Source organism: Acinetobacter sp. AR_0276 (assembly GCF_003000705.1).
Classification (GTDB): Bacteria; Pseudomonadota; Gammaproteobacteria; order Pseudomonadales; family Moraxellaceae; genus Acinetobacter; species Acinetobacter nosocomialis.
The window spans coordinates 3,827,443-3,842,711 of the sequence record NZ_PSQO01000004.1 but is presented as its reverse complement, the minus strand read 5'-3'; the positions used below and the strand labels follow the sequence as shown (position 1 = coordinate 3,842,711).

At 35.5% G+C, this 15,269-nt stretch carries 15 protein-coding genes; 4 read left to right on the top strand and 11 right to left on the bottom strand.

From position 1 onward, the window contains the following. Positions 1-22: 22 nt before the first annotated feature. The gene (locus CSB87_RS19355; protein WP_004887215.1) at positions 23-1,132 is read right to left on the bottom strand and encodes an S-(hydroxymethyl)glutathione dehydrogenase/class III alcohol dehydrogenase; all 1,110 of its coding nucleotides are present in this window, start codon (positions 1,130-1,132) and stop codon (positions 23-25) included. A 228-nt stretch (positions 1,133-1,360) separates the two neighbouring features. Then, positions 1,361-3,232, bottom strand: a complete 1,872-nt coding sequence (locus tag CSB87_RS19350; RefSeq protein WP_031952546.1) for a hypothetical protein — start codon at positions 3,230-3,232, stop codon at positions 1,361-1,363. Positions 3,233-3,345: 113 nt separating this feature from the next. Here CSB87_RS19350 and CSB87_RS19345 point away from each other — a divergent pair. The 3 genes from CSB87_RS19345 to CSB87_RS19335 all read left to right on the top strand — a co-directional run bounded on the left by CSB87_RS19345 (position 3,346) and on the right by CSB87_RS19335 (position 6,351). Next, positions 3,346-4,168, top strand: a protein-coding gene (locus CSB87_RS19345) for an IS5-like element ISAba27 family transposase (protein ID WP_076611894.1) whose coding sequence is annotated in 2 segments (ribosomal slippage) — positions 3,346-3,726 and positions 3,728-4,168 — 822 coding nt in all. Because the reading frame shifts where the segments join, the coding sequence is not laid out codon by codon here. A 97-nt stretch (positions 4,169-4,265) separates the two neighbouring features. Beyond that, a protein-coding gene (locus CSB87_RS19340) for an IS5-like element ISAba27 family transposase (RefSeq protein ID WP_076611894.1) occupies positions 4,266-5,088 on the top strand; the annotation gives its coding sequence in 2 pieces (ribosomal slippage) (positions 4,266-4,646 and positions 4,648-5,088; 822 coding nt in all). A 99-nt stretch (positions 5,089-5,187) separates the two neighbouring features. Beyond that, positions 5,188-6,351, top strand: coding sequence for a catalase family protein (locus CSB87_RS19335; RefSeq protein WP_004887221.1), 1,164 nt, complete (start codon positions 5,188-5,190; stop codon positions 6,349-6,351). A 99-nt stretch (positions 6,352-6,450) separates the two neighbouring features. Here CSB87_RS19335 and CSB87_RS19330 read toward each other — a convergent pair whose 3' ends face one another. Beyond that, positions 6,451-6,810, bottom strand: coding sequence for a hypothetical protein (locus CSB87_RS19330; protein ID WP_004887222.1), 360 nt, complete (start codon positions 6,808-6,810; stop codon positions 6,451-6,453). A 728-nt stretch (positions 6,811-7,538) separates the two neighbouring features. Next, positions 7,539-8,006 (bottom strand): hypothetical protein, encoded by a 468-nt coding sequence (locus CSB87_RS19325; protein WP_006580909.1) that lies wholly within the window; start codon positions 8,004-8,006, stop codon positions 7,539-7,541. A 436-nt stretch (positions 8,007-8,442) separates the two neighbouring features. Here CSB87_RS19325 and CSB87_RS19320 point away from each other — a divergent pair, with 436 nt between their 5' ends. Then, the gene (locus CSB87_RS19320; protein ID WP_002084057.1) at positions 8,443-10,002 is read left to right on the top strand and encodes a phospholipase D family protein; all 1,560 of its coding nucleotides are present in this window, start codon (positions 8,443-8,445) and stop codon (positions 10,000-10,002) included. Between the two features lie 9 nt (positions 10,003-10,011). Here CSB87_RS19320 and CSB87_RS19315 read toward each other — a convergent pair whose 3' ends face one another. The 7 genes from CSB87_RS19315 to pqqC form a co-directional block, all read right to left on the bottom strand. Further along, positions 10,012-10,599 (bottom strand): uracil-DNA glycosylase family protein, encoded by a 588-nt coding sequence (locus CSB87_RS19315; RefSeq protein WP_000582748.1) that lies wholly within the window; start codon positions 10,597-10,599, stop codon positions 10,012-10,014. A 162-nt stretch (positions 10,600-10,761) separates the two neighbouring features. Continuing rightward, the gene (locus CSB87_RS19310; protein ID WP_000044007.1) at positions 10,762-10,998 is read right to left on the bottom strand and encodes a hypothetical protein; all 237 of its coding nucleotides are present in this window, start codon (positions 10,996-10,998) and stop codon (positions 10,762-10,764) included. A gap of 252 nt (positions 10,999-11,250) precedes the next feature. Next, positions 11,251-11,427, bottom strand: coding sequence for a hypothetical protein (locus CSB87_RS19305; RefSeq protein ID WP_000920232.1), 177 nt, complete (start codon positions 11,425-11,427; stop codon positions 11,251-11,253). 579 nt (positions 11,428-12,006) lie between these two features. Continuing rightward, positions 12,007-13,059, bottom strand: a complete 1,053-nt coding sequence (locus CSB87_RS19300) for a dipeptidase (RefSeq protein ID WP_004887232.1) — start codon at positions 13,057-13,059, stop codon at positions 12,007-12,009. Between the two features lie 16 nt (positions 13,060-13,075). Then, on the bottom strand, positions 13,076-14,230 hold the full coding sequence (gene pqqE / locus CSB87_RS19295) for a pyrroloquinoline quinone biosynthesis protein PqqE (RefSeq protein ID WP_004887235.1): 1,155 nt from the start codon (positions 14,228-14,230) through the stop codon (positions 13,076-13,078). Continuing rightward, a complete protein-coding gene (pqqD, locus tag CSB87_RS19290; protein WP_004887236.1) occupies positions 14,227-14,511 on the bottom strand; it encodes a pyrroloquinoline quinone biosynthesis peptide chaperone PqqD in 285 nt (94 codons plus the stop codon). The genes pqqE and pqqD overlap by 4 nt, the downstream gene beginning before the upstream one ends. Then, positions 14,508-15,266, bottom strand: a complete 759-nt coding sequence (gene pqqC, locus CSB87_RS19285; protein ID WP_000195110.1) for a pyrroloquinoline-quinone synthase PqqC — start codon at positions 15,264-15,266, stop codon at positions 14,508-14,510. The genes pqqD and pqqC overlap by 4 nt, the downstream gene beginning before the upstream one ends. Between the last annotated feature and the right edge of the window lie 3 nt (positions 15,267-15,269).

The window sequence follows — 15,269 nt, the reverse complement described above, 5'->3', positions numbered from 1 at the left end:
ATCATAGCCCTTTTTATTTCCTTTAAAAATGAATGACAGTACGAATTGATTTACCTTCATGCATTAAATCAAAAGCAGTATTAATGTCTTGTAAAGGCATGGTATGAGTAACAAAAGGTTCAAGTTGAATATCACCTTTCATAGCATCTTCGACCATTTTAGGAAGTTGTGAGCGCCCTTTCACACCACCAAATGCTGTACCCAACCATTTACGGCCAGTAACTAACTGGAACGGACGAGTTGAAATTTCTTGGCCTGCACCCGCTACACCAATAATGACAGATTGTCCCCAACCACGATGTGCACACTCTAGAGCTGAGCGCATAACATTGACGTTTCCAATACATTCAAATGAATGATCTACGCCCCAGCCTGTCATTTCTACAATGACTTGCTGAATAGGTTGGTCATAATCTTTAGGATTTAAGAAATCTGTAGCGCCAAACTGTTTTGCCAGCTCAAATTTATCTGGATTTGTATCTACGACAATAATGCGCCCTGCTTTTGCTTGACGTGCTCCTTGTACAACGGCTAAACCGATACCACCTAAGCCAAATACAGCAACAGAGTCGCCCTCTTGTACTTTCGCTGTGTTATGCACGGCACCAATACCTGTAGTTACCCCACAACCTAATAAACATACTTGCTCGTGATTCGCCTCAGGATTAATCTTAGCTAAAGATACTTCGGCTACTACCGTATATTCACTAAAGGTTGAACAGCCCATGTAGTGGTAAATTGGTTCGCCCTTATATGAAAAACGTGTAGTACCATCTGGCATAACGCCTTTACCTTGAGTTGCACGTACAGCAACACAAAGATTGGTTTTTCCAGATTTACAAAATAAGCATTCTTTACATTCTGCCGTATAAAGCGGAATAACATGATCACCCGGCTGAACGCTTGTTACCCCCTCACCAACTTCAATTACTACCCCCGCGCCTTCATGACCTAAGATTGCCGGGAAAACACCTTCCGGATCATCGCCAGATAAGGTAAATGCATCGGTGTGACATACTCCAGTATGGGTAATCTTGATTAAAACCTCTCCCGCTTTGGGTGGTGCAACATCAATTTCAACAATTTCTAAAGGTTTTCCTGGAGCAAAGGCGACAGCTGCACGAGATTTCATCTTTGGGTTTCCTTTATATCATTCGGTATTTATAGTCGAGCAAAATAGATAATGTAATGCTAATACAAGAGCTTAATTTTGCTTAAATCAAAATTGGCTTTCATAGCAATCCATTACAGCATAGCCAGTCACATACGTCTAAGCAAGCCTACATTTAAAAAACGAGAAAACCCCTTACTTGAAGAGGTTTCTTATCAAATCATTATCTTGTAACCAGCTTATTTTTACTTATAGGTAAATATCCGGTGGGTATGGCGTGTTATCACTAATAGGTGTATAGAGCGTATTTTCAACAAAGAAGCCATTTGGAGCTTGAGTAGTATCGATTGTAATCGAGTCAAACATAACTTGTGGATATGCCCAGATAAATTGCTTCATAAGCCCTAGAGATACATTATTTTGCATATCTCCAAAAATACGTTGCCAGATAGGTGTTCGATATGGTTTGTTTTTGTCGAATCCATAGATATAAGCAATAGATGCATCTGGTACAAACCCTGATAAATAAGCAACTTTACTGGCAGGATAGCCTAAATCTTGAGTTGGTATTTGTGAAACAGCTTGATGGGCTAAATCTAATTTCGCTTCTAAAAGCCAATCATAGGCTTCAGTCATAATGTAATCAAAATGAGGGTATGAATAATGCTCACTTGGATAATTAATATAAGTTGCTAGGGTTTGTATTGGTGAGCGAATAGATGGGAAAAAGATTAATGGGCACACTTGGGCATTTGCATATTTTGTTTTAATTGCTGTTCTAATATCTTGGCAGGTCTGCCCTAACTTATTTCTTAACCATGTTTTAAATTCATCATACGGCGTTCCTGTTTTATTCATCGCCTCATAAATTGTTCCTAAGTCTGGTGCATATAAACCTGTATCTGCATTAAAAGCTAACTTGGTTGGATAGTCATAGACACATGGTAAGTTCGTATCTGTGTTATACCACCACCAAGGCTCACCAATTTGCATGTTGACATCACACCCACCCGTCACCATGGTATCTGCAAACTCAAAAAAAACTTTATGTAAATATGCCAAAGCATTTTGATCACTTAAACTGAAGAAATAACTTGGTGGCTGGTAGCCTGTTTTACCCAAATTACTATTCCAGTCTCGCTGTGCCCAAAATTCATTTGCGCCTAGCGAGTACATTTCAAAACTTACCCCAAAAACGGGTTGCATATTTGCATTATGCAGAGCTTGGGCATATTTCTCATGCCATTTACGGGTACATGGGTTAATAACATCCTGTCCTGTAACGAGTGTGTCAGGAATCTGGAATCTATTAATATCACTTCTCCAGATTATTTCAGGATAATGTGACATACCACAGTAATGATTAATGAAACCGTGATAACCCAAAGCAGCCATGTTATCTACTATACGCTGCGGGTTCAGGTCGTAATGATCGTCATAGCTGGTACATAAGCCATAGTTATGCTGTGGTACAACCACTCGGCTTAGATTTAGTTTTGCATTTGCACCTGTCACGACTGAATTAGTAATGCGAATATAACCATCTTCAGCCTGACTTAAGGGCAATGATGAGTGTGGGTTATAACTACTTGTAAAAGCCGAAAATGTAATTTGCTGAATATTGGTAACTGGAAAACTGTCTGTAGCTGAAAAACCTGCTTTGACCGTATCCCAGTTGATATGAATATGGGCAGACCTTGAAGATGGAGTATTTGCATAGTTGAACAAGACGATATATGCAATTTTATCTACTCCATTGTCGTTATAATAAACCGTTAAAGTTGGAGTTAGCGACTCATTATTTAGAACTGGCATAGATGGTGATAGTTCAATATCAAAGTCCCATACCACACCTGAATAGCTATATTTAGTTTCATAAGCTAAAAATTTATGGTCTTTAGAGTCGTAAGAGTCCCAACTAATACCAGCCAAGTCTGTAGTCATGCGTGAGCGGAAAGACGCCTCAAAACCGTTGCCATAATTGGTAATCGCAAAAGACATGGTTTGTGGACCATCTATTCTCCAATAAGTTGGGTTGAACCTATCAATAAGTATATTTTGAGTAATGGGTTGAGGTGAAACAGTCGAATTATTTTGTACATTTTCTGAATTATTTATCATGTCATATTGCTCTTAATAGTTTTAAGAAGCTTTATATTAAATAATAATTTTATTTATATTGTTCAGATAAGTAGACCTCTTGCGAAAGTAAAAACCACCTCAATCTAAATTTCATGAGATATCAGAAATTAAATCGTTTTTCAGATTCTGAATTCCAGCGCTTGGTTGGTGTACCTCGACCAGTTTTTAGTGAAATGATCGAAGTTTTAAAAGAAGTAGAATCACTTAAAAAGAAATCTGGGCGTCCTCATACTTTAGCTATAGAGGATCAATTATTATTAACACTCAATTACTTACGGAATTACAGCACTCAATTGGAGTTGGCTGCAAATTACCATATCGCTGAAAGTAATGTGAATCGAACCATTAAAAAGGTTGAAGATGCATTGATGAAATCAAGACGGTTTACTCTGCCAAAACGAAGCATTACCACAGCAGACGAACAGTTTAACTGGGTCATTATTGATGCGACAGAATGTTCAATAGAACGTCCGAAAAAAAAATCAGAGTAAGTTCTACAGTGGTAAAAAGAAGAAACATACGCTAAAAGCACAAGTGATCTATCATCCGAACAGCAAACAAATCATAGGGCTAGATATATCGAATGGCAGTCAGCATGACATTAAATTGGCAAGAAGAACGGTTAAAAAATTCAAACATTGTAAATATGTTATGACCGATTTAGGGTACTACGGATTAGAGCAAGATGGCTTTAAATTATTGATGCCAATAAAGAAAAAGAAGAATTTACCCTTATTTGATGTTGAGAAAAAGTACAATAAAATGATTGGAAAAATACGAGTTGTGATCGAACATATTAATAGTCAATTGAAAACATTTAGAATATTAAGTGAACGCTATCGAAATAGACGGAAAAGATTCGGTTTACGCATTAACTTAATCGCTGCACTGGTAAATCGGATGAACTTGCAATAACGACTTTCGCAAGAGGTCTAGTAACAATTTAGTCTAATCTATTAACAGTAGATAATAGACCTCTTGCGAAAGTAAAAACCACCTCAATCTAAATTTCATGAGATATCAGAAATTAAATCGTTTTTCAGATTCTGAATTCCAGCGCTTGGTTGGTGTACCTCGACCAGTTTTTAGTGAAATGATCGAAGTTTTAAAAGAAGTAGAATCACTTAAAAAGAAATCTGGGCGTCCTCATACTTTAGCTATAGAGGATCAATTATTATTAACACTCAATTACTTACGGAATTACAGCACTCAATTGGAGTTGGCTGCAAATTACCATATCGCTGAAAGTAATGTGAATCGAACCATTAAAAAGGTTGAAGATGCATTGATGAAATCAAGACGGTTTACTCTGCCAAAACGAAGCATTACCACAGCAGACGAACAGTTTAACTGGGTCATTATTGATGCGACAGAATGTTCAATAGAACGTCCGAAAAAAAAATCAGAGTAAGTTCTACAGTGGTAAAAAGAAGAAACATACGCTAAAAGCACAAGTGATCTATCATCCGAACAGCAAACAAATCATAGGGCTAGATATATCGAATGGCAGTCAGCATGACATTAAATTGGCAAGAAGAACGGTTAAAAAATTCAAACATTGTAAATATGTTATGACCGATTTAGGGTACTACGGATTAGAGCAAGATGGCTTTAAATTATTGATGCCAATAAAGAAAAAGAAGAATTTACCCTTATTTGATGTTGAGAAAAAGTACAATAAAATGATTGGAAAAATACGAGTTGTGATCGAACATATTAATAGTCAATTGAAAACATTTAGAATATTAAGTGAACGCTATCGAAATAGACGGAAAAGATTCGGTTTACGCATTAACTTAATCGCTGCACTGGTAAATCGGATGAACTTGCAATAACGACTTTCGCAAGAGGTCTAATGGTTGGAATCATTAAAATAATGTAAAGCTAACATATTATTTTAATTCTAAAGTGGACTTTGCAATAAGGAGCAATGAATGCCAAACTTTTCTCATTTAAGCCACTTTAGACTACTCGTTATTTTTACTCCAGTTCTTTCATTATTAAGTGGCTGTAGTGATCCAATATTTTATAAAAATACTAAAGCTTCTGCTATTTCTACTTCTACCTATACAACTAATTATCCAATCCCTGATGAATATTTAAATGAAAAGCTCCAACCAAATGAAAAAAAACTGGCTCAAGAAATCTCTACCGTTATTGAAGAATCAATACGTAAAGAGTATGCACCTGGTAAAGCCTTAAGAGATGCACATCCTAAAGCACATGGATGTGTGCGTGCCGAGTTCCATGTACTTAAAAATATTCCAACTCAACTTGCAAAAGGTATATTTGTTCCTGATAAGAGCTATCAAGCCTGGATTCGATTTTCGAATGCATCTAACGATGCATCTCAAGCAGACATTGAAAAAGATGCTCGCGGCATAGCCATAAAAGTCTTAGGCGTACCGGGTCAGAAAATTTTAGAAAGTGAAAAAGAAGCGACAACTCAAGATTTTATTATGATCAATCATCCTGTCTTTTTCGTAAATGATGGGCAAAGATATCTTTCTTTTATGCAGGATGTTAACAGCAAAAGTACTCTCAGAAAGCTTCATATTCCGTTTGCTTTAGGGCTTAAAGGAACAATCAATGCTTTAGGAGCGCATAATTCTAAAATTTCTAATCCATTATATGTACGTTACTGGTCTATGGTGCCCTATCAATTAGGATTAGATAATGACCGTCAAGCTGTTAAGTACTCCGTAAGAAATTGTTCTAAGGTGTCTACATCTCTACCTGACCATCCAAACCATAATTTTTTAAGAGCTGCACTACAAGATACGCTGCAAAAACAAGACGCTTGTATGGAGTTTCTTATACAGCCAAGAACTTCAACCCAAATGCAAGTTGAAGATGCAATGACAGAATGGAAAGAAGCAGAAGCACCTTTTTATCAGGTTGCAACTATTCGTATTCCAAAGCAAAGCTTTGATACACCGGAACAGAATCAATTTTGTGAAAATCTCTCCTTTACGCCGTGGCATGCTTTACCTGAGCACAAACCTTTAGGTGCAATAAACAGATTACGTAAAATTATTTATGAAAATATAAGTAAAGTGAGACACGATATGAACTCGGCCCCTCGACAAGAGCCTTAAAAATGAGTTCGTCATACTTTACATATAAAAGAACTACCGATAAAAAAGATAGTTCTATATCAATGGACCTTTAAAAAAATGGCTATACTAAGCTAAAGCCTATAGATCAATTTTCTCAACAATAGAGTGTAGGATGGCTAACTTCTTTTTTATTGAATAATCTCCTTTACTTGTGTCGATAGTGATTCGATCAATGAAATCTGCTAACCAAAAAATAAAGTCTTCTTCACTTTTATAGATGGGAATCAAGCTAATATCTAACTTGAAAGGTAACTCATCCTGAAGATTAAGAAGTGTGCCTCCGAAATCAAAAAAATTATATAAAAACTTTAATTCTGTACCATTAATTGCTTTTTTGATTTCCATAATTAAATTATTTAGGTTTTTTAGATGATTATTGGTATGTTCTTTTTTTATATTTTTTGAAATTTTTTCTGCTAATAGTAAATATTTTGGCATTTCTATCTCCTTATTAATTTATTGTAAAATATAAGTATAAGATTAAAGTTATAAATTTAAGTTTTTAGTTTTTATTGAAGTGTTATTTGTTTTTTAAATTTAATATAAATTTATGTAAATTGAAACCTTTTATAATTTAAAAATGTGATCTAATTTGAATTATATTCTGAGTAAATTAATAGGTTTTTTATTATTCATAAATAAGCCCAATACTTTTAAATTATTGGGCTTATTTTGTTAATATGCTTAAAATCACTTTCTTTAATCTTAAGTCATTTTATGGGAACTCTTCACTTTATGAATTTTCCCACATTTTCTACATTCTCTTATCTCATCATGAGAAATATCAAAATCATATTCCCAGATGTGCATGCAGAAAAACTGTCTAAAATTATGGAGCATAGACACCTCCTTTAAAAAACTAACAAACATGAAAGTTCTTTATAGATTCAGAATACATCTAGACTAAATTGTCTACAAGGAAGCAATTTAACTCTCTTTTAAAATTTCTATATCTCCTTAAATCATGAAGATAATAAAAAGCTAACATTGATTTCTGTATCCATTTTTATAGCGAACAAGTGAGTTATGTTCATAGTGAAAACTTATGTGAAGACATCAACATAACAAGGAATTTTGCTAATTCCATAAAAAAACCGCCCCAGAAGGCGGTCGCTGAATTTTGACAGCGATATAGAAGTGTGGTGGAAACACTTCTATTCTTTAAATTATTTTTCTTCTTTTATAATTTTCATGAAGGGCTCTGATTTAAAGTAATTAATGATAAGTTCCCCCTCATCATGTCTCTGTACTTCTACTGGCTGAGTATGACCACTATCAAATTCACAGTTAAATTTAAAGTCTGGTGGAATAAATTTTGAAATAGGAGGAAGATGAGTCTCCCCACCTGTCGTCATTCTTTCTATAAATCCCGCTAACCATAAAATATATTCGTCTTTATTTTTATGGCTTGGCATTAGGCTAATATCAATCTTAACGGCGCATTCATCCAGTGGCTTTGTTAAACATTCTTCAAAGTCAATAAAGTTATATTTAAGCTTAAATTTTGTACCTTTAATCTCTTTACGGATTACGCCTATCAAGTTATTCAAATGTTCAGTCGGAGTATCAGAAAAAAGATTATTTTCTTCAATTTTTTTATATACCTTTTCAGCAATCATTAAATATTGTGGCATTTCCTATCTCCTTCCTTCTACCTTCCATTGTTTGGTAGGTTGCTTATGCAGCTTTTTAAGGAAGTATGATAGAAATCATGTGTTTTAATGTAGTAGTTAGTGTCCTCATTGTAAGTAATGTGAACTTGTGAAATTAGGGCGCATGTTAAAACACAACTTATAAAAATAAGGAGTAATATGTCACAGTTTTATAAGTGAAATTCATAAATTATCGAAATAATTTCTTGCAGTAAAATACAGCTCACACAATCAAAATGATTATTTAACACGCCGCTAGTAAAATTTTAATCTCTACTAATACATTGTTTTCATTATATTTTAATTTTATAGTTTTTTAGAGTACAACAAAATCATACAGTTATTGAGGTTTTTGACATATAAATTGAATATAAGAATGCTCTGATAGATCTAACTTGGATGCAAATTAAATGCTTACATGATCAATCAGCTATATGAGCAGTATAGTACTATGGCCTTAAGTGCTTGGGGTTTTACTGATTTACCTTCTTATACAGATACATACGATCCTAATGAGAAAGATATAGTGATAAAGACAAATAATTGGTTGAATGATGAGGCAGCAGAAGAAAAAACACGTCAGGGTCTTACCGCTTTTGTAGCCCTCGATGATGCATTTATGAGTATCGCTTCACGTATTTATTTAATTAGAAATGCCAAAGAAACCATAGATCTACAATATTACATTTGGACTAATGATTTTGTGGGTAATCTGATCTTGCATGAATTACTGAAGGCGGCAGATCGAGGCATAAAAGTCAGACTGTTAATTGATGATCAAAACGGTATAAAACTCGATGGCATATTAAGAAGCCTTTTACAGCATTCCAATTTTGAAATTAGGTTATTTAATCCTTATAAATTTAGATATTTAAGAATATTCGACTATATTTTTCGCTTCAAAAAAGTGAATCACCGTATGCATAACAAGCTCATAATTGCAGATGCTTCAATTGCAGTAACCGGTGGTAGGAATATCAGTAGTGAATATTTTGAAGCAAGCAGTAAGTTTCAATTTACAGATTTAGATATTTTGTTTTATGGAGATGCTGTACGGCATGCCCAAGCTGTATTTGCTGACTTTTGGGAAAGTACCTTAAGTGTAGACGCGACTAAAGTGATTGGTACTTGTGCTGAGCATCATTTAAAAGCACTAAGAGAGCATTACGAACAATTACACCATGAAAACCATAGTCTGACTGAAGATAAACTTTATGATGCTCAGTCTTATCTAAAAGAGCTTTTAGAGCACAACCCTATACAATGGTCTAAAGCACACTTTGTAGCAGACTCTCCCAAGAAAATTTTAGGTACCGCAGCTGAACATGAAATGCTGTATGGGCAAGTCATGTCTATTATGGGTAAACCCAAGCAGCACTTAGAATTAGCTTCTGCTTATTTTGTACCCACTCAACAAGGTACGTATTATTTGAAACAACTGCGAGTTGAAGGAATTAAAGTTCGTGCTTTAACTAACTCTTTTGCTGCGAATGATGTTGCGATCGTACATGCTTTTTATAGTCAATACCGTGTAGAAATGCTTAAAAATGGTATTGAGCTTTATGAGTTTAAACCTGTTTTAGAACGGCGACGTAGAACTTGGTACGAAATCGTAACGGGTAGCGTTATACCGGCAAAAGGTAAAAATAAATCAAGTTTGCATGCGAAATTTTTTGATGTAGATGGCAAAGTATTTATTGGTTCTTTTAATTTTGACCCTCGCTCTACTTATTTAAATACCGAAGTAGGTTTAGTCATTGAATCTAGCCAATTACAAACTCAGATTTCCGTTATGTTAGATCAACATTTACCACAAGTGGCCTATCAGTTAAAACTAAATAGCCAAGGTGAAATTACTTGGCTAGATTACCAGTCGAATGGGCAAGTCATTGAATACGATAAAGACCCGGGAACCAGCCGTTTTCAACGAACAATGATTAAAGCTGTTTCTTACCTGCCTATTGAGTGGATGATGTAAGTTTGAATATTACAAGAAACCTATTTCATTAAAGAATTTTTGATAGGCTTCTGCTTTCTTCTCAAGCGCTAGTGGATATGCTCTAGAAGATGACGGTAACCGATATAAATGAATATTGCGGTCGGCAAAATAAGTTGTTGTCGATGTTCCAATTAAAGGTTTTTCAGTGTTCTCAGGTAAAACTGAAATTAAGGTATCAGTTGCTTTGTCCCCTGTAGTCATAATAGTTTGGCATAAAGGGATTTTTTGAAGCAAAGCCGCCAAGTCTGTGGGTGTGACAATTTCCAGAAATTTGTCGGAAGCATTACCTTTGAGGCGTTTAATTTGATAAGCCGTATCGAAAATGGCAATACCTGTTTCAGTTAAGAAGTTTCGGATACGTTCTTCATTAAATGTTTTCTGATTTTCGCTTAAAAAATAGGTCTTGTCTTGGAAAAAGATTAAGCCAAAAATTCTCCACATGTCATTTTGAAAGTTTGGATAATAAAAGTCCATCTTCCATTTATTACGAGGAGGTGGGAAACTCCCTAGCATTAATAAACGGGCATTTTCAGGTAAAAATGGTTGTAGTGGATGGGTTTCTATCTCAATTATCATAAAAAATCAGTATTTACTTCAAAAATTATAAGTAACTTAACGCATTTTTAGGTTAATCACGAGTCAAGAAATGCAAATTCACTTAATTAAATGATTGAGGCGAAACATTTTGTTGTTTCGCCTCAATCATTTCGTTTATATGCATGTTAGTAACCAAACTGCTTAAGAGTTTAAAATTTTAAAGACTTTACCTGTTCTTGGATGGGCAAAGGTATTGTCTTGATCTAAATTGATAACTTTGTCTGAAATGACAATCTTCGAAAGTGGTAACCAGTTTTGCTCTACTTCGGTTGAAGCTAAATTTTTTTCCAACGCATTTTCAAAAATTTGCTCTACCACAATTTCCATACCACACATACTTTTTGCATTAACTTCTTTTAAAATATGACGTTTAGACATTTTAGTCTCCATTTTTTATTCTTAACGTTAAAGATAATAAAGGGAGTTTTGCTACAACATGTAAAATTTAGCATTTGAAGTGTTTTTTTTGTTTTAAACATATTTATTTAATAATTAAATGAATAGTGAAATAATTATTTAAAATAAAAATTAATATTAGATGAACTTGTAAAAAAGTTTATTATTTTAAATAAATTTAATTTATAGAAAATAATATTTAAAGGGCCCACGTATGAACCCCTTTATTTACTTTTAAACCTGTACAGCATTATCTAGAGAACTATCATCTTTGTTTTTATTATTATCTTTACTAATCAATGTGTCAGTATCGCTATCGGTACTAAAACTCTTACTATTTTTTTGCTTCTTCTTGTATACGCACATGCCAATGGCAATACCTGTTCCTAGTACTAAAATTGATTTTAACATTTTGCACCTCTTCAGTTGACGGAGAAACTTTTGAGAAATTAACTTAAATTAATAGCACATTATTTGTTATTTAAGGGCTTTGATTTGAGTCGCTTTTGTAAGGTATTTAATTTTTATGTTAATTGAAGAGTATAGTAGTTTCAAAAATAAATTTTGATACAAAGCAAAAAGCCTATTCTAAAAATGGAATAGGCTTTTTACTGTATTTCAGGATTAAGCAGTATTATTAATTGCTTTAAGCAATCTTATTTATCTTTAAATACAGTTCCAATGTATTTAATGCTGAACTTTTAGTCAAGATGGGAAAGGGACCATTTGCAATTAATTGGTCATTCTTGTGATGAAATTCTCATTTTTAAAATAAGCAATAAAAAACGCCCATTTCTACTTCTCAAAAAGAAATGGGCGCATGTGAAAACCACTAAAGACCTGAAATACCAAATGTTCTTACATTCAGTAATATTGATTCTAATTAATTTACCGAATGGTTGACAATTAAACCATTTGTACTTTTTTTAGTCATTTCGGCCAATAAAAAATGCAAAATAATTCGCTATTTTCAATATGTTTAGCAATAAATTATTTATCTAGAATGCGATTGAGTACGGTTAACCAGTTAGAAAAACAAATTTTTTCTATACTTTCATTGGAATAATGTCGCTTTTGCATTGCTTCAATAAGTAGGTGTAGTCCCCTTACATCTTCAATTTCATCGCTAATAAGTGCTCCATCAAAGTCGGAACCAAAACCGACATAATCTTCTCCCATTTGATCTATTAAATATTCAAGATGCTCTAAAAGTACATCAATAGATGTGTTGGCATCGCGCTGCCCGTCTTTACGTAAAAATGCAACGTCAAAATTTACCCCGACTATGCCTTTAGAGTCCCTGATCGCCCTAAGTTGGTCATCTGTTAGATTTCTGGCTTGTGGACATAAGGCATGTACATTCGAATGGGTCGCGACTATGGGCTGTTGAAGAATGTTAGCGGTATCCCAAAAAGCTCGTTCATTCATATGGGAAACATCAATCACCATTTTTTTATCAGTACAGCGTTTTATAAATGCTTTCCCCTCGTGTGTAAGGCCGGCTCCCGTATCTGGTGAATGGGGAAACTTAGCATTTAAACCATGTCCAAAACGACTGGGTCTATTCCAAAGCGGCCCAATGCTACGAAGCCCTGCATCATAAAATACATCGAGTAAATCTGGATTGTGCTGTAGTGCTTCGGCGCCTTCCATATGCAATACAATGGCTAACTTTTGTTTTGCTAAACAGTGCTGAATATGCTGAACAGTTGTGCAAATTTGAATATCGTTAGAATACTCGGCAAGTTGTTTTGCTAAATCGAGTTGTGCCAGACAAATTTGCTCAATTTGCTGTTGGGTAAAGTCAGACGCGTTTTGGTCAAATAGTTTGTTGGGATGATGCTGCTTAACATAATGAAAAGGCGGCAAGAAAATAGCAAACATCCCACCGACAAAACCCGCTTCTTGACAGCGTTTTAAATCGAGATGCCCTGCTAAACGTTCCTGAATAAAAGCCTGAGCAGGATTGCTATGATCACTTAACCACAAACGGGTTAATATATCATTATGGCCATCAAAAACAGGCAATATGCCATGGTTCATATCGGTTTTCTCATAGCTAATCATCTACAATATTTTGAACCGGAATGTTTTGTTGAACCGTAAATTGCTTTGAATTTTTAGTGTTACGGAATACCAGTTTTTCTAGAGTTGCATCGAATTCGCTCTCGGCACGTGCCTGTTCAATGAGCTGATGATACGGCGATTTACTACAAACAGGATCTGCATTACTTGCATCGCCTGTTAACATATAAGCTTGACAACGACAGCCACCAAAGTCGCGGTCTTTATCTGGACAACTACGGCATCCTGCTGGCATCCATGCATCACCACGGAAGTGGTTAAAACCGGTAGACTCATACCAGATTTTTGATAGGCTTTGTTCACGAACATTTGGGAAAGAAATCGGTAATTGTCTTGCTGCGTGACAAGGCAGAGCCATACCATCTGGAGCAACTGTAAAGAAAATTTTACCCCAGCCATTCATACAGGCTTTTGGTCTTTCTTCATAATAATCAGGCACTACAAAAATAAGTTTGCAAGGATGATTTTGCGCTTTTAACTTTTCCCGATATTCATTGGTAATACGTTCAGCACGTATGAGTTGTTCTTGTGTCGGTAATAAACCCTGACGGTTTAAAAATGCCCAACCATAAAACTGACAAATTGCTAGTTCGACTGTATCTGCATTGAGTTCAAGGCAAAGCTCAATAATTTTATCGATCTGGTCAATGTTATGCCGATGAATTACAAAATTGAGGACCATCGGATAATCATATTTCTTAACAAGTCGGCACATTTCATACTTTTGTTCAAAAGCATGTTTCGACCCAGCTAAAGCATCATTAACGACCGGATCACTCGCTTGAAAGCTGATTTGAATATGGTCTAGGCCAGCTTGCTTTAAATGCGAAATACGCTGTTCGGTAAGTCCCATGCCTGAGGTAATCAGGTTGGTGTAGAAGCCTAGTTGGTGTGCATGCGCCACAAGCTGTTCCAGATCTTGACGCACCAAAGGTTCGCCACCGGAAAAACCGAGTTGTACTGCCCCCATTTGACGCGCTTGATCAAAAACATCAAACCACTCTTGTGTGGTCAGTTCATTTTTATGCTGCGCGTAGTCTAAAGGGTTTGAGCAATATGGACATTGTAGCGGGCAACGATAAGTTAACTCCGCTAATAACCATAAAGGTAGGCCAACACCTTCTGTCATACTAAATCAATCCAGTGTTGTTGCTGGGCAACTAACATGTAATCAATAACATCGTTGTCAATTTCGGCTATATCGCCAAATTGTTGCTTGAGCTGGAAAATAATGGCAGAGACATTATTTTTCCCATCAATATACTGTCCAATGGCCCCTGCACTTTCATTTAATTTAATCATGCCTTCAGGATATAAAATGACAAAACTATTTTGAGCAGGCTCAAATTGAAAGCGATAACCTTGTCGCCATGTAGGCACAAGATTTACATCAAATTGTTCTTTATTCATTTAAATAGTCCTTTGTGCCATACCCGTTCTTGAGTCACGCTATGATATGGTGCTTCATTGTGTACGTATGCCAGTGTTAAGGCATCTAAAATGCTCCATAAAATATCCAGTTTAAACTGCAATATTTCCAGCATTCTTTGTTGTTGCTCATGAGTGGTAAATGAATCAAGCGTAATTGTTAAACCATGTTCAACATCACGGCGTGCTTGACTTAAACGAGAGCGGAAATATTCATAGCCCTTGTCATCAATCCAAGGGTAATGTTGTGGCCATGATTCAAGGCGAGATTGATGAATCTGCGGTGCAAATAATTCAGTTAAAGAGCTGCTTGCGGCTTCACGCCATGATGCACGACGTGCAAAATTTACATAGGCATCTACAGCAAAGCGAACACCCGGCAAAACCAATTCTTCGGAAATCACTTGTTCACGACTCAAACCTACAGCTTCGGCTAATCGTAACCATGCTTCTCGTCCACCACCGTCAGGATATTCACCATCTTGGTCAATCATGCGCTGAATCCATTCCTGACGTACGCGTTGGTCTGGGCAATTTGCCATGATCGCGGCATCTTTGAGTGGAATATTGATTTGATAATAATAGCGATTTGCAACCCAAGCCTGAATTTGTTGTTGAGTGGCTTTACCTTCATACATCATCACATGAAATGGATGATAGATATGATAATACTGACCTTTATCAATAATGGCCTGTTTAAATTGTTCGGTTGTTAAAGCTTCAGGTGTTTGAGTCATGTT

Bases quoted from the DNA above. Each gene is read 5' to 3' on its own strand.
- CSB87_RS19315 (WP_000582748.1), bottom strand. From the start codon at position 10,599: ATGATAATTGAGATAGAAACCCATCCACTACAACCATTTTTACCTGAA.
- CSB87_RS19355 (WP_004887215.1), bottom strand. From the start codon at position 1,132: ATGAAATCTCGTGCAGCTGTCGCCTTTGCTCCAGGAAAACCTTTAGAA.
- pqqD (WP_004887236.1), bottom strand. From the start codon at position 14,511: ATGAATAAAGAACAATTTGATGTAAATCTTGTGCCTACATGGCGACAA.
- pqqE (WP_004887235.1), bottom strand. From the start codon at position 14,230: ATGACAGAAGGTGTTGGCCTACCTTTATGGTTATTAGCGGAGTTAACT.
- CSB87_RS19330 (WP_004887222.1), bottom strand. From the start codon at position 6,810: ATGCCAAAATATTTACTATTAGCAGAAAAAATTTCAAAAAATATAAAA.
- CSB87_RS19350 (WP_031952546.1), bottom strand. From the start codon at position 3,232: ATGATAAATAATTCAGAAAATGTACAAAATAATTCGACTGTTTCACCT.
- CSB87_RS19320 (WP_002084057.1), top strand. From the start codon at position 8,443: ATGATCAATCAGCTATATGAGCAGTATAGTACTATGGCCTTAAGTGCT.
- CSB87_RS19325 (WP_006580909.1), bottom strand. From the start codon at position 8,006: ATGCCACAATATTTAATGATTGCTGAAAAGGTATATAAAAAAATTGAA.
- CSB87_RS19310 (WP_000044007.1), bottom strand. From the start codon at position 10,998: ATGTCTAAACGTCATATTTTAAAAGAAGTTAATGCAAAAAGTATGTGT.
- CSB87_RS19300 (WP_004887232.1), bottom strand. From the start codon at position 13,059: ATGAACCATGGCATATTGCCTGTTTTTGATGGCCATAATGATATATTA.
- pqqC (WP_000195110.1), bottom strand. From the start codon at position 15,266: ATGACTCAAACACCTGAAGCTTTAACAACCGAACAATTTAAACAGGCC.
- CSB87_RS19335 (WP_004887221.1), top strand. From the start codon at position 5,188: ATGCCAAACTTTTCTCATTTAAGCCACTTTAGACTACTCGTTATTTTT.
- CSB87_RS19305 (WP_000920232.1), bottom strand. From the start codon at position 11,427: ATGTTAAAATCAATTTTAGTACTAGGAACAGGTATTGCCATTGGCATG.